Annotated in this window: 14 protein-coding genes; 4 read left to right on the plus strand and 10 right to left on the minus strand. The window is 66.2% G+C overall.

Going from position 1 to position 12,971, the window contains the following annotated elements:
• The first annotated feature begins 39 nt into the window (after positions 1–39).
• Positions 40–1,902 carry a phospholipase D-like domain-containing protein gene (locus tag ABD050_RS26490; RefSeq protein WP_343892562.1) on the plus strand — a complete coding sequence of 621 codons (1,863 nt, stop codon included), beginning with the start codon at positions 40–42 and terminating at the stop codon, positions 1,900–1,902.
• Between the two features lie 6 nt (positions 1,903–1,908).
• Here ABD050_RS26490 and ABD050_RS26495 read toward each other — a convergent pair whose 3' ends face one another.
• The 8 genes from ABD050_RS26495 to ABD050_RS26530 form a co-directional block, all read right to left on the minus strand.
• Positions 1,909–2,550, minus strand: a complete 642-nt coding sequence (locus tag ABD050_RS26495; protein ID WP_343892563.1) for a hypothetical protein — start codon at positions 2,548–2,550, stop codon at positions 1,909–1,911.
• Positions 2,551–2,617: 67 nt separating this feature from the next.
• Positions 2,618–2,917 (minus strand): hypothetical protein, encoded by a 300-nt coding sequence (locus tag ABD050_RS26500; RefSeq protein ID WP_343892564.1) that lies wholly within the window; start codon positions 2,915–2,917, stop codon positions 2,618–2,620.
• A gap of 28 nt (positions 2,918–2,945) precedes the next feature.
• Entirely contained in the window at positions 2,946–3,380 is a 435-nt protein-coding gene (locus ABD050_RS26505) for a Bbp16 family capsid cement protein (protein WP_343892565.1), read from the minus strand.
• A gap of 189 nt (positions 3,381–3,569) precedes the next feature.
• Entirely contained in the window at positions 3,570–4,589 is a 1,020-nt protein-coding gene (locus ABD050_RS26510; RefSeq protein ID WP_343892566.1) for a major capsid protein, read from the minus strand.
• Positions 4,590–4,661: 72 nt separating this feature from the next.
• On the minus strand, positions 4,662–5,327 hold the full coding sequence (locus ABD050_RS26515) for a hypothetical protein (protein ID WP_343892567.1): 666 nt from the start codon (positions 5,325–5,327) through the stop codon (positions 4,662–4,664).
• Positions 5,320–5,601, minus strand: coding sequence for a Bbp19 family protein (locus ABD050_RS26520; RefSeq protein ID WP_343892568.1), 282 nt, complete (start codon positions 5,599–5,601; stop codon positions 5,320–5,322). Before ABD050_RS26520 ends, ABD050_RS26515 begins: the two co-directional genes overlap by 8 nt.
• Positions 5,602–5,796: 195 nt before the next feature.
• Complete coding sequence (locus ABD050_RS26525; RefSeq protein ID WP_343892569.1) at positions 5,797–7,470, minus strand: portal protein; 1,674 nt, start codon at positions 7,468–7,470, stop codon at positions 5,797–5,799.
• 5 nt (positions 7,471–7,475) lie between these two features.
• Positions 7,476–7,667 (minus strand): hypothetical protein, encoded by a 192-nt coding sequence (locus tag ABD050_RS26530; RefSeq protein ID WP_343892570.1) that lies wholly within the window; start codon positions 7,665–7,667, stop codon positions 7,476–7,478.
• A gap of 209 nt (positions 7,668–7,876) precedes the next feature.
• Between ABD050_RS26530 and bchE the strand changes: the two genes are divergently transcribed.
• From bchE to ABD050_RS26545, 3 genes are all read left to right on the plus strand, one after another.
• A complete protein-coding gene (gene bchE / locus ABD050_RS26535; RefSeq protein WP_343892571.1) occupies positions 7,877–9,412 on the plus strand; it encodes a magnesium-protoporphyrin IX monomethyl ester anaerobic oxidative cyclase in 1,536 nt (511 codons plus the stop codon).
• Between the two features lie 174 nt (positions 9,413–9,586).
• On the plus strand, positions 9,587–9,925 hold the full coding sequence (locus tag ABD050_RS26540) for a hypothetical protein (protein WP_343892572.1): 339 nt from the start codon (positions 9,587–9,589) through the stop codon (positions 9,923–9,925).
• Between the two features lie 82 nt (positions 9,926–10,007).
• On the plus strand, positions 10,008–11,060 hold the full coding sequence (locus ABD050_RS26545) for a serine hydrolase domain-containing protein (RefSeq protein WP_343892573.1): 1,053 nt from the start codon (positions 10,008–10,010) through the stop codon (positions 11,058–11,060).
• A gap of 40 nt (positions 11,061–11,100) precedes the next feature.
• On the opposite strand, the gene ABD050_RS26550 is transcribed toward ABD050_RS26545, so the two are convergent.
• Together ABD050_RS26550 and ABD050_RS26555 are read right to left on the minus strand one after the other, a co-directional pair.
• Positions 11,101–11,385, minus strand: a complete 285-nt coding sequence (locus ABD050_RS26550) for a CsbD family protein (protein ID WP_343892574.1) — start codon at positions 11,383–11,385, stop codon at positions 11,101–11,103.
• Between the two features lie 124 nt (positions 11,386–11,509).
• A complete protein-coding gene (locus ABD050_RS26555; RefSeq protein WP_343892575.1) occupies positions 11,510–12,922 on the minus strand; it encodes a family 8 glycosyl hydrolase in 1,413 nt (470 codons plus the stop codon).
• Positions 12,923–12,971: the final 49 nt, after the last annotated feature.

Raw genomic sequence — 12,971 nt, forward strand, 5'->3', positions numbered from 1 at the left:
GATCGCGCGCTGTCTGTCCATTGGCAGGGGACGTCGGCGATGCTGAAAATCACCTCGAACACCGGCCCTTTTTCGGTCACGGCCTGGCGCGGCGATGCCAAGACATTGCTCGCCTTCGATCTCAAGACGCCTGAGGCGCGGCAGCGGCTGGCCGGCTTCAGCATCCATGTCCAGCCGCCCGTCGGCAATGGCTATTATCTCTGGAACGACCTTGCCTTCGAAAATCCGGCGAGCCACGCCCAGGTGCCCGGCGAGCCGCCTTATTCGACCGCCAACGCGCCGATCCACAAATTCCGCTGGCTCCACGTCCCCGGTCTCGATCATCAGGGGCTGAACCCGCCTTATGGCGATTATGCCTATACGGTCACGCCGCGCTATTTCAGCGCCGACGGCAAGATGCTGCCCATCGTCCAGACCCTCGCCGCGACGGTGACGGTGGCGGTGGCGCCGTACAGCTCGGGCAAGCTCTCGCTCGGCTTTACCCGGGGGTTCGTCCAGTCCCAGGCCTTTGCCCGCCATTTCGGCCCGCATCTGCCGACCCGCCCGCAAGGCGCGCCGCTCAACTTCGACACCTCGCAGGTCGCCGGGAAGGACAGCAAGGGCAATGATTACACCTATGCCCAGCAATATGACTGGCTTGGCTACACCGCCCGCACCCGCGTCTTCGGGATTCTCGATGCGGTCGTTGCCGATCCGGCCTTGTCGCTCGACATGTTCGCCTATGATCTGAACGAGCCCGACGTGGTCGGCCGGCTGCTGACCCTGGCCGGCCAGGGCCGTGCGCGGATCATTCTCGACAATGCCGATCTGCATCACGACAGGACCCCGCCGGCGCCGCCGAAATCGCCCAAGCCCGAGGATCAGTTCGAAACGCTGTTTGCGGCCGCCGGCGCAGCGGCGCGGATCAAGCGATGCCATTTCGGCCGCTATTCCCATGACAAGGTCTTCATCGTCTATCGCGACGGCGCGCCGATCCGCGTCCTGACCGGGTCGACCAATTTCTCGGTCACCGGCATCTATGTGAATGCCAACCATGTCCTGGTGATCGACGACGAAACCGTCGCTGCCAAATATGCCGCTGTCTTCAATGCGGCATGGGCCGGCCCCGCCAGCGGTGTCTCCTTCGCGAACGACCCGCTCGCTGCGCAGCCCTTCGGCTTCGGCGGCGCGCCTGACCTGCCGGGCATGAAGATCGCTTTCTCGCCGCATCAGCCGGCAGTCGCGAAGCAGGTGCTCGGCGGCATCGTCGCGCGCTGCCAGCAGGAAGCGGCGGCGCCGGCGCATGACGGCAGTGTCTTCTTCGCGGTCATGGAGCTCGACGGCGGGGCGACGAACCCGGTCTATGGCGCGCTCACCGCGCTTCACCAGAACCCGTCGCTGTTCAGCTACGGCATCTCGGACGATCCGTCGGGCATTTCCTATTACCCGGTCGGCAGCGCCACCGGGGTCCTGGTCACCGGCAAGCCGGTCAATACCCGCCTGCCGCCCCCCTTCAACCAGGTGCCGAATATCGGCCTTGGCCACCAGATCCACCACAAGTTCGTCGTCTGCGGCTTCGACGGGCCTGATCCGGTGGTCTGGTGCGGCTCATCGAACCTCGCCCTGCTCGGCGAACAGGTCAATGGCGACAATCTGCTCGAGATCCATGATGCCGGGATAGCAACCGTGTTCGTCATCGAGGCGCTTGCGCTGATCGATCATTTCAACTTTCTCGATCACACCGCAAACGGCCCGACCGCCAAGGTAAAGCACGTCGCGGGCACGCCGCCCCCCGCCGCTCCGGCGGTCAAGCGAGACGCCGCCAAGGCCGCCGGCTGGTTCCTCGGCACGACTGACGCCTGGGTCGCGAAATTCTTCGACCCAAATGATCTCCATAGCCGGGATCGGGTGATGTTCGCCTGATCGCCGTTACGCGTAGGTGAGGTTCAGGCACTCGATATCGCCCGCCGCGATCGCGGTCGTATCGGCGTCGGCCGCCGCGCCGGTGATCGCATAGGCAATGCCGGCCGAGAAATAATGCCCGTTGGCGGCGAGATCGATCGCAAAGGGCGCGCTTGCCGGCAGAACGAAGGTCAGCACCGGCGTGTCGGTGCCGACGGTCGGCGCGCTCGCCTTGTTGTAGAGCTTGAGATAGCGCTTCGATGCGACGGTGTTGTTGCCCGAGACCTTGAACAGGTCGCCCGCCGCCGCCTTCACGCTGGTCGCGTTGGTCGTCGCCGCCGAGGACAACAGCCGCGCGCCGCTGTTCGGCTTTTTCTGCCGATCCCAGCTCGTGCCGTTGAAGAGATATTGCGCCATCGCGAACAGGTTGTTCGTCGCAGTCCCCTGCGACGACGTCTGCCCGAAACCGATGGCGCCATTGGAGACGCCGTCAGCGCCGGTGGCGCTGTTGACGGTGACCAGGGCGCGCAGGTTGCGGCTGACATCGACGGCGAGCGTACCGATCTGGCCGGTCGACAGCGCAGTGATCGCGCCGCTTGTGTAGAGGCCGGTGCCGAGCACGGGCAGCGAATTGGTCTCCGACGTCGGGATACCGGGAATATAGGTCATGGACGCGCCCTCCGCGGCGCTCGAATATCGAAAGAGGAACCGGGCGGCGCTCGGCCGCCCGGTCAGGTCAGTGGGGCGAGCCGGCGAAGCCGCGGATCACCCTGATGATCTCGGCCTTGCCGCTGGCCGGGCTGATATCGAGGCCAAGCGACCTGGCATGGGCGTTGAGCGCCGCCACATCGAGCGTTTCGAGCGCGCCGGCTTCGCCTGGCTTCGGTGCGGTCGCGGCCGCAACCTCGGCATCGCTCGCCGGCTGCCACGCCCTGCCCTTCGGCTCGGCGGTGACGAACAGCTGGCCGGGGTCGTACAGCACGCCCCCGGTATAAACCTCGTGCGGCGCGGTATAGGCCTTTGCCGGTTTCTTCATGGCTTTCGCCTCCTGGGAATGGGACGGATCAGCCATTGGTCTGGTTGCCCGCGGTCACCCCGGCGGTGATCTTGCCGGTGGTCGGCGCAGTGCCGGCCACGGTATATTTCAGCCGCATATAGCGCTCGTTGGTGCCGATCGGCACGCTCTCGGGCAGCAAGTTCCTGGCCCCGATCGCGAGGTCGGCGAGCGCGTAGGTCGGCGAAGTGAACACCGTCTGGGCCGAGGCGAAGCCGGCATTGTCGTCGGTCTCGATCGAAATGGTCAGCGAGGTCAGGTTGTTGAAATTCTCGACCACGGTGCATTTGAGCGGAATGTCCGCCCCCCGGCCGATGTCGCGGACGATCGCCGTCGCCGCGCCATAGACCGTGCCCGGTGCGCCGAGATCGACGATGTTGGTCGAAGGCGCCGTCGCGGTGATCGCCTGGGCGCTCGAAAAGAGCGTGGTGGTATCGATAATCATGTCAATTCTCCTAATTCTTCCCTCAACCTCGAGAGGGTATCGCGCCCCAGGGCTGGTCGAGATTCAGTTCAGGCCGAGCCGAAAAGGGTGATTTCCGAGCATCGGAGCGCAGCGTGCTTTCGGCACGTGAGCACCGAAGCGCAGGAAATCGCCCTTTGCAGGCCGGCATGGGCTGAATATCGGCCGGCCCTAGCTGACGAGCGCTTCGGCGTTGATGAGTGCATCCGTCTCGCGGATCGGCAGGCCGCGATACGAGAGCACTTCCTTGCCCTCAAGCTCCATCGGCCTGAGCATCAGCGCGCCGTTGCCGGCATTGGTGCCCAGCGCGTCGAGCGCCTCGATCATGTCGCGGTTCATGTAGATGACCGTCCGGCCCTGCGCCGCGACATCGCCGTTCATCTTGGCGACCCGCCGGTTCTGCAGCTTGTACGAGGCCTTGCGCATGAACTTGTAGAGATCGACATTGCCGGCCTGCACGTCCGACACGTCGATATTCGCGATCCGCGCATTGAAGCGCCAGTCGCGCACCGCGACGCCGACATGCTGGCGGAACAGCTCCTCCTTCACATAATAGACGCCGGTCGTGTCAGTGACGCGCTGCTCGCCCTTGTCCTCGCGGGTGACGCCCGCCTGGGTACCCTTGGGGTGGATCAGCGTGGTGTAGCTGTCGCCATGGGTGACGAACCAGATCGAGGTATTGTCGGAGCCGGTGCCGCCGGCATTGATGATCTGGTTGCCCGCGCCGCCGCCGCCGAGCTTGTTGTAGCGCGCGGCGAGGCCCTTGAACTTCTCGGGCGTGGTCGCCGTGTCATGGTAGAAGAAGCCGCGCTGCACTTCCTGCGCCATCGCCTCGAGATAGGCGCGGCCTTCGGAGAGCCGCACCGCCGCCGGGTTGGGCGAAATGTCGAGCAGCCGCGTGTCGACCGTCGACAGGCCCTCGACGAAGCCGGTCGTGTCGTCGACCTGCTGGGTCGAGCTCTTCGACTGCGGAATGCCCTGGTAAAGCATGCCCCAGGTCACGGTCGGCAGGCCGGTGCGGATGGTGTGGCGATGAAAGGTGCCCATGTTCGCCTCAGCCGTCACCGCATCTTCCATCAGCGGGTTGAGCTGGCGCAGGACCTCGATCACCTCGCCGATCTGGGCGCAGCTGCCGCCGGCGCCCTTGTACATGTCGATGAGGCTGAGAAACGTATTGCCGATAGTAGCCATGATTCATTGTCCTTCCCCAAAGCATTTTCTTTGAAAATGCTGGCATTTCAAAAATTTGAGCGTTGATCGCCGTCAGGCTGTCGACGGTCGCCGCGCGTCGTTTGGGTAGAGCGTCTCCGCCGTGTCCCGTCGTGAGTGGGGGGTGCCGGCGCCGCGGACGAAATCGCCGTCCTCGCCGATCGCCCGGCCCACCTTGGCCCAGGCGCGGATCATCTCCGGGTGGTTGCCGAGGCCGCTCTCGTCGAGCAGCACCCGGAATGGCGATCCTTTCGGAAAGCCGAGATTGTCGAGCGCGAACGCGCCCTTCGCCAGCGTCTCCTTCCAGTGCGCGCCACCGATCTCCCGATCGGCCATGGCGGTGTCGAGCCACGCCTTGCGGTCGGCGCGCACCTGCGAAAGGATCTGCGCATTGAGCTTGTCCGAAAGCCCTTGGGCGAACTGCGCGGCGACCGGCATCAGCTTGCTCGCCTGGTCGTTCGAAAGGCCAAGTTCCCTGAACACCGGCGTCGCAATCGCCAGCGCCTCGGGGTCGATGGCGAAGCCTTCGGGCGCCTCGAGCTGATAGGATTCGGGGACCTCATGGCCTCCCTCCCCCTCGAAATCGTCACCCGTCTCTTCGGCCGCATCGCCTTGTCCCGGGCCATTGCCGTTCAGCGCCGACGGGGCGTCGTCGAAATCACCGGCCGGGGGCTCAGAGTCCGTCCCGGCGCCCGGCGTCATCGTCATGTCGTCAATCAAAACCTGTCTCCTTGTGCGCTGACTGCACCCGTTCGCGCAGGGTTTGAATCAGCGTCTGGATGGGAACGCCGCCCGGCAAAGGCAGCGGCTGCACGGCATCGAGATCGCGCAGCATCTCGAGCGCCAGGCTGCGGCGCCCCTCGAGAAAGAGGGTGCGGCCATCGGCCATGGTGGCGGTCGCCTCGAACACCCCGCCCGCCTCGATCATCGCGAAGAGGAAGCGCTGGAAAGCGGCGTTTTCGAGCAGGGTGAGCTTGTCCGACCTATCGATCATCGAGGCGCACCTTTTCTTTCCTCTCCTTTGGGAGAGGATACGGAGACTTGCGAGCTTGCTCGCTAGTCGGAGTTGGTGAGGGGGTCCGCGCTCTCGATAGCTTCCGGAGCCCCTCACCAACTTCAGCTAGGCAGCAAGCTGCCAAGCTTTCGTATCCTCTCCCACTGGAGAGGAAGAGGCGGCGCGTCCGCAACATCACTGCCCCGCCCCGCCGCCGGCACCACCAGGCATCAACCCGGCCAGCCCGCCGCCATTCTTGGCCGCCTCGCTGAGCAGCCGGGCCGCATCGGCCCCCTGCTGCGCCGGCCCGGCCATCGCCGCGAGCTTCGCGTTCTGTGCATCCTGGGCCCGCTGCTGGCGAAGCCCCTGCGCCTCGTCGACCGAGCGGATAATCCTTGGCGGTGCCCCGGCGCGATCGGCATAATCATCGACCGTCGCATCCACGTCGAGCCGATCCCCGGCCTCGGGGAACCGCGCCGCCAGATTGCCGATGAACGACACGGTCCGCTCGATCTGGCCGAGCCCGACCATCCGCTGCATCTGGGCAAGGATGCTCACGAAATCGACCTTGATCGCCTGGCCCTGCAGATGCTCGGGCGCCGGCGGCAGCAATTTCTTGCGCGCCATGATCCCGAAGGCACGGTCGATCGCGACCTCGAGCTTCTCCGAATTCACCCGCTCGATCACCGGCCCCAACTGGGTCAGCTTCTCCTCGTTGCGGCTCGCAATCTCCTCGATGTTGCGCGGCTGCACGCCCTGCATGTTGGTGATCGCCATGAACAGGTCGGCATAGGTCAGCCGGTCGATCGCTTCCGAACAGCGCTGCACATCCTCCATGATCGCGCCGATCGCGGCCGGGTCGATCTTGTACGGCACGATCACGCCCGCCGCATCGACCTGGCTCGCCGTCACGATATTGCCTGCCTGCCCGGTCAGCTTCACCGAAGCCGGCACGATCTTTTCGGGCCGCACCAGGAACTCGGTCGCGCGGGTCTTGCGCTGGGTCTGCAGCTGGAGCTCGCGCATGTCGGGAAGCGCATCGAAGCCAGGCGCGGTGCCATAGGTATCGCCGCCGACCGTGTCCCAGCGCGGCGCCCAGAAGGGCTGCTCCTCATAGCCGTTGACGCGCAGCACCCGCTCCGCATCCCCGTCATTCTCGTCCCAATAGACTGAGCGCCAGGCCTTGCCCGAGGCTGTCTTCAGCCCCTCGATCCGGTCCTTGTTGGGCTCGATCGCATGGCAGAGATTGACCGGCTGGTCGTAGCGTCCGCTGTCATGCGCGTTCCGCACGAAATCGCTGGCGCCGTCGAGCCCGAACGACTGAACCACCTGGTGCACCGTCATCGGGCAGCGCCGATAGAGCGTGTCGGGCACCGAGGCGTCGGAGAGTGCAAGCCAATATTCGCCGGCGGTCATCGCATGGCAGACGGCGCCCGCCTGCCAATGCTCGACCATCACGCACGCCTCGGTGCCGAACATGCCCATTTCGGCATAGCCGGATTTCATTGCGCCGTAGAAATTGGTGCCCGACAGAAAGGCGTAAAGCCGGCGCTCCACCTCGGCCAGCCACACCCTGACGCTCGCGTCCCCGGCCAGATCCTGGTCGAACGGCACCAGCCTGAACCAGGGCCGCGACGGCGAGGAAAGCCCGCTCGTCATCCCGCCGGTCAGGGTCCTGAAGCTCAGGATCGCATGGCTGTTATAGACGTCGCCATTGGCGCGCTTGAAGTTCCGGTTCTGCTCGGCGTTCAGGAAGCGCGAGTGCGACGGCAGCGCGTAGCGCGCGATCTCCCGCCACTCGTCTTCATAAGGCCGCCGTGCCGCCTTGAGCGCACCAAGCCGGCGGTTGCACCGCTCCTTGAGGGTCATGGCCATCATCCACCCAGGGTGCTGGTGGTGGCAGGGCCCGCGCCGAGGCCGAGGGCGCCCGTATAGGCGGTCGCCATCATCGCCCGCCGGCGGCGGATCTCGTCATCGATTCGGGGAGCCGTCGCGCCATTGTCAGGCAGCTTGAGCGCCTGGCGTTCGGGGATGGTCTGGGTTTTGGGCGTGGAGGGTGTGCACATGCAGCTCGCTTAAGCCCGGTGCGGCAAAGGTTGAATCGACGTTACGCCCCATTTTTTCCCGGTTCCTCGGCTGGCCAGCCAGCGCCCGTGCCCGGCCTCGCGCCCCGGCCTGCACCATCCCTGCACTGATTCCTCCCTCATCGCTGAAGAGCCATCCGACCCCCGCCATGCGATGACGGCCCCGCACCAAGGCAGGGAGGAAGTCGCTCATGCGGATCGTTCTGGTGAATGTGCCCCACCCCGCCATCGGCAGCCGAATCCCGAGGGAGCAGCTCCCGCCCTACGGCCTGCTCTGCATCGGCGGTCCGCTGATCGACGAGGGCCATGACGTGAGCCTGGTCGATGGCGAATTCGGCCCGATGACCCTGGCCGCCCTGGTCGCCGAGGTCGTGCGTCGCAAGCCCGAGGCTATCCTGTTCGGCCATTCCGGCTCGTCCTCTGCGCAGCCGATCATCGCCGCCGCTGCCCGCACCCTGCGCGAGCGTCTCCCCCGGGCCCGCATCATCCTCGGCGGCGTCCACCCGACCTATTATTGGCGCGAAATCCTGCGCGACGAGCCGGCCGTCGACTTCGTGGTCCGCGGCGAGGGCGAGGAAACCGCGCGCCGCCTCCTCCGCGCCCTGAGTCTCGGCCTGCCGACCGGCTGCATCCCCGGCATCGCCTTTCGCGAGAACGGCCTCCCCGTCGCCACCGCGCCCGCCCCGGTGATCACCAATCTCGATTTCTACCGGGTCGGCTGGGAGCTGATCGACCATGCCCGCTACAGCTATTGGGGCGGCAAGCGCGCGGTCGTCGTACAATTCTCGCGCGGCTGCCCGCACTTATGCAATTATTGCGGCCAGCGCGGCTTCTGGACGCGCTGGCGGCATCGCGATCCGGTGCTGCTGGCAAAGGAGATCGCCCGCCTCCACCGCGATCACGGGGTGGAGGTGTTCAATTTCGCCGACGAGAATCCGAGCGCCGGCCGCACGCCCTGGCGCGCCTTCCTCGAGGCACTGATCGCCGAGAATGTCTCGGTCACCCTGGTCGGCTCGACCCGCGCCGACGATATCGTCCGCGATGCCGACTTCCTCCACCTCTACAAACAGGCCGGTTTCGAGCGCTTCCTGCTCGGCATGGAGAATACCGACGAGGCGACGCTCAGGCTGATCCGCAAGGGCGGCACCACCACGTCCGATCGCGAGGCGATCAGGCTGCTGCGCCGGCACAATATCCTGTCGATGGCCACCTGGGTCGCCGGCTTCGACGACCAGAGCGATGCCGATCTGCTGCGCGGCCTGCGCCAGCTCATCTCCTATGATCCCGACCAGATCCAGGCGCTCTACGTGACCCCGCACCGCTGGACGCCTTTCTTCCGCCTCGCAAAGGAGCGCCGCATCGTCCAGGCCGACCCGACCCGCTGGGATTACAAGCACCAGGTCCTCGCCATGACGCGCATGCCGCCCTGGCGCCTGTTCCTCTGGGTGAAGTTCATCGAAGCCGCCGCCCAGCTCCGCCCGCGCTCGCTCCGCCGCCTCGCCTGGAACCCCGATCCGAAGATCCGCCACGCGATCCGATGGTATTACCGGATGGGCCGCCGCGTCTGGATCCACGAGATCCTCGGCTTCCTGTTCCGCGATCGCCTCGAATCCGACGGGCCGACGCTCGGTGCCTTTCTGGGCGCGCCGCAGGATCATGAAGAGGAGGCGTCGAGCGTGCCTGTCCGCGCACGGGCAGCGCGGAAGCCTCTCGCGGCCGCGACATGAACCAGGGCAACCGGTTCCGGTGTCGAGGGCGCCTGAATAGCGGGCGCGATCCTGTCCTCGCTCGAGCCCGATGACTCCCCCGGAGCCCGGAGAAGCCGCCGATTTCGGGTAGATCGCGGCGGGTTTCCCGGCAATGATGCAGCGTTGGGCCAGTGCCGCGAGGGGAGATAGGCGATGATACGCATTTTTGTCGCAGGGCTGATGGCCGGTAGCGCGATCGCGCTTGGCGGCTGCGTCCCCATGCTCGCCGCCAGTGCCGCCGGGATGGCCGTCGATGGCGTCCGGGGAAAGCCGGTGAACAACGAAGGCTATGGGTCCGCGGCAAGGGAAGCCTGCACCGCCCGCGCCCAACCCTATGGAGCCGTGCACATCATCGATGTCGAGCACCAGAGCTCGAGCAAGATCATGGTCTGGGGCACCGTCGGCGAAGGCAAGGATCGCCGGTCGTTCAGATGCGCCTATGGAACCAAGATCACTGCCTTCAAGCTGAGGACGATCGCGCCCAGTCAGTGACGCCGGCGGGATGTCGGTGACGGTGCATTTGTCCGCGGCGTTCGCACCCTTCGGGCGCCCGAACCAGTCGGAGAAAGAAACAATGGGTCGTCCGCGACTTCCATGGCTGCTCGCCCTCAGCGCCCTCTCCGTCGCTGCGCCGGCGCCCGCCACGCCCGTGCCGGCACAATCGGCGCCGGCGCCCCGGCCCTTGGCTCAGTCGGCCGCGATGGCCGGTCTGCTCGATTATGCCCGGGCGCAGAACACCACCGGCTTCCTGATCATCCGGGACGGCAAGACATTGGTCGAGGAGAATTGGCCGGCGCCCGCCGACGATCCGCTTTTCGCCATGCTCGCTTATGAACGTAACAAGGATGGCGCGCTGCTCGAGGATGTCGCCTCCCAGCAGAAAAGCTTCGTCTCGATGCTCGCCGCGATCGCGATCGACAAGGGCATGCTCGATATCGCGAAGCCGGTCTCCGCTTATATCGGCGCCGGCTGGTCGAAAGCGTCGCCCGAGCAGGAAGCGAAGATCCGCGTCATCGATGTGCTGACGATGAGTTCGGGCCTCAACCCGACATTCGGCTATGCGGCGCCCCCCGGCACCGTCTTCCTCTACAATACGCCTGTCTATGCCATCACCAAGCGCATCGTGGCCGCGGCGGCCGGGCAACCGCTCGAGCAGATCACGCGCGACTGGCTGACCGGTCCGGCCGGCATGAAGGATACCGAATGGCGCAAACGGCCTGCCGCCATGCCGGATGTCGGCAACAATATCGGCCTGGTCACCTCGCCGCGCGACACGGCCGCGTTCGGCATGATCGTCCTGAGCGGCGGGCTTGCCGCCAACGGCCAGCGCATCGTGTCGGCGGCCGGCCTCGAGGCGATGTTCACCCCTTCGGCCACCAATCCCGCTTATGGCAGGCTGTGGTGGCTGAACGGCAGCGCCTACACGATCCGGGCGACAGGCGCCCGCCTGGCCGGGCCGTTGATCCCGGCCGCGCCTGCCGATCTGGTTGGCGCCCTCGGTGCGCTCGAACGCCGGCTCTATGTCGTCCGGAGCCGGAAACTGATCGTCGTACGGATGGGCGCCGCGGCGAAGGACCCCGATTTCGACCAGCAGCTCTGGCTCCGCCTGGTCGAGGTCATCGACTAAAGTTCACGGAGCGTGCCCGGAAAACCAGCCGCGCGCCGGCTTATTTCCGCGCTGATTTGCCCCGCAGCGTGTTGATCAGCGCAAGGCCGATCGTGCCGAGCAGGGCTGCCGTCGCCCAGGGCCGGTCCCGCGCGAATTGCTTCGCCTGCTCGACGAGCGGCCCGGCTCTGTCCTTCGCGTCGCCGAGCGTCTTTTGCAGCTGGCCGCCGATCTGATCGGCAATCCCGCTGCCCTGCAAGGCGGTATCGCCCGTCGCCTTGCCGATTCCTTCCTCGATCTTGCCGCCCAGCTCGCGACCTTCGCCGATAATCCTGTCCGTGCTCATAAATCAGTCCCTCGCCCGGCAGCAAAGCTGCGCCGCATTGCCTGAACGGTTCACCGGCGGAATCGATGCACCCGACCCGGATGGGATGGGCCGAACGATCGAGCACGCCCCGGCGTCAGCGCAGCTACCCGCCGCTTTTCGGCCCGATGATGCGGAAGTCGCCCGCGCAATGCATCATGCTCATCAGGTAGAGCATGCCGTCGAAATAGCGCTGCTCGCCCGACGGCACCGGCATGGTCCACAGCGCCCGCAACAGAGCCTTCGAATCCTCGCCCGGCGTCGCCGCGAGCCCGCCGACCGCCGCCGCCGCGACCATCCCCGCTGAATGGCGGGTCGAGAGCGGCGTGCCGTCGAGCGTATAGCGGTCGACAAAGCTCTGGATGCCCTGGCCCGCCAGGAAATGCTGAACCCTGTCGCTCAGGCCGCGCTCCCTTTTGTCCTTGCCCCACCAGAGATGATCGACCGACCAGTTGGAAATCGTCCTCCAGCTGTCATAGCCGAATTGCGAGGGCTTGCCGTCCCAGCCCGTCGCGGGCGTGCCGTCGAAATTGCTGCGATCGGGCGCAAGGCCCGTATGCCGGTCGCTCACCCGCGAGAAGAAGTCGCGGCTGACGGTCGCCGCCCTCGCCCAGAAAGCGCGGTCCTCGACCGGGCCCCAGCGCGCCCAGAGCTCGTAAAAGGCGGGCAGGTGATAGGAAGGATCAGTGCCGGGAATGCTCGTCTCCGGCACGAAGCGGATCATCGTCGAGGCCTCGTCCACCATCGGCCCGACCGTCACCGGGCGCGGCGTTCGATCGCCGCGGAACACCGGCGGCCAGGGCTTGCCGAGCGCCGCTGCCTCCGCCGCCTCGCGGCGATTGTTGGGGCTCGGCCAGGGTGTATCGGGCTGGACGAAGGGCGCGTCGCCCGGATGGATGCGGAAGGGCGGCGTGCCCGTCAGCAGCGGGTGATGGCGCATGCCGCGCAGGATCTTCCCGGCTTCGGCCTGGTAATTGTAGATTCCCTTGCCGTTGCCCCAGCGGTGCGCCGCGAACAGCAGCGCCATGGCATAATATTCTTCCCCGTCCGGCGCGGCGCCGGTGGCGCGCGGCGTGCCGTCGGTGCTGAACGACCAGGCGAAATAGCCGACCGAAGGATCCTTCGGATCAGTGACCTGCATAAAGGTCTTTGACCAGTTCCACAGCGCATCGAACTCGCGCCGGTGGCCGAGCTGCACCGCGATCATCATGCCGTAGCTCATGCCTTCGGTGCGGACGTCGTTGTTCGCCCAGTCAGTGACATAGGCGAGCGTGCCGTTGGCATTGGCGCCGGTCTCGAAATAGACGCGCTGCTCCTGCCCGTCGCCGTGGAAAAGCTGCTGGAAGCCGCGCTCCACCCTGGCATGCGCCTCGGCCGCGCTGACCCCGAGCTGTTCAGCGAACAGGTTTCGGTAGGTTCCGGTGGCATAGGCCCCGGTGCCGTTGCCCGGCGTGTCGGCCGTCGCCGGACCGCCAAGCGCCAATGCCGCTGCCGCCATCCCCGCAAAAATCGCTCGCATCGCCCTCTCCACCTTGTTTGTGGGAGCGCTACCATCAGTAATCGGCGCG

It is taken from the genome of Sphingomonas oligophenolica, from assembly GCF_039522915.1.
Lineage (GTDB): Bacteria > Pseudomonadota > Alphaproteobacteria > Sphingomonadales > Sphingomonadaceae > Sphingomonas > Sphingomonas oligophenolica.

Coding starts and splice junctions, on each gene's coding strand:
- ABD050_RS26525 (WP_343892569.1), bottom strand. CDS start 7,470: ATGACCCTCAAGGAGCGGTGCAACCGCCGGCTTGGTGCGCTCAAGGCG.
- ABD050_RS26495 (WP_343892563.1), bottom strand. CDS start 2,550: ATGACCTATATTCCCGGTATCCCGACGTCGGAGACCAATTCGCTGCCC.
- ABD050_RS26505 (WP_343892565.1), bottom strand. CDS start 3,380: ATGATTATCGATACCACCACGCTCTTTTCGAGCGCCCAGGCGATCACC.
- bchE (WP_343892571.1), top strand. CDS start 7,877: ATGCGGATCGTTCTGGTGAATGTGCCCCACCCCGCCATCGGCAGCCGA.
- ABD050_RS26545 (WP_343892573.1), top strand. CDS start 10,008: ATGGGTCGTCCGCGACTTCCATGGCTGCTCGCCCTCAGCGCCCTCTCC.
- ABD050_RS26510 (WP_343892566.1), bottom strand. CDS start 4,589: ATGGCTACTATCGGCAATACGTTTCTCAGCCTCATCGACATGTACAAG.
- ABD050_RS26550 (WP_343892574.1), bottom strand. CDS start 11,385: ATGAGCACGGACAGGATTATCGGCGAAGGTCGCGAGCTGGGCGGCAAG.
- ABD050_RS26540 (WP_343892572.1), top strand. CDS start 9,587: ATGATACGCATTTTTGTCGCAGGGCTGATGGCCGGTAGCGCGATCGCG.
- ABD050_RS26555 (WP_343892575.1), bottom strand. CDS start 12,922: ATGCGAGCGATTTTTGCGGGGATGGCGGCAGCGGCATTGGCGCTTGGC.
- ABD050_RS26500 (WP_343892564.1), bottom strand. CDS start 2,917: ATGAAGAAACCGGCAAAGGCCTATACCGCGCCGCACGAGGTTTATACC.
- ABD050_RS26490 (WP_343892562.1), top strand. CDS start 40: ATGCTGAAAATCACCTCGAACACCGGCCCTTTTTCGGTCACGGCCTGG.
- ABD050_RS26530 (WP_343892570.1), bottom strand. CDS start 7,667: ATGTGCACACCCTCCACGCCCAAAACCCAGACCATCCCCGAACGCCAG.
- ABD050_RS26520 (WP_343892568.1), bottom strand. CDS start 5,601: ATGATCGATAGGTCGGACAAGCTCACCCTGCTCGAAAACGCCGCTTTC.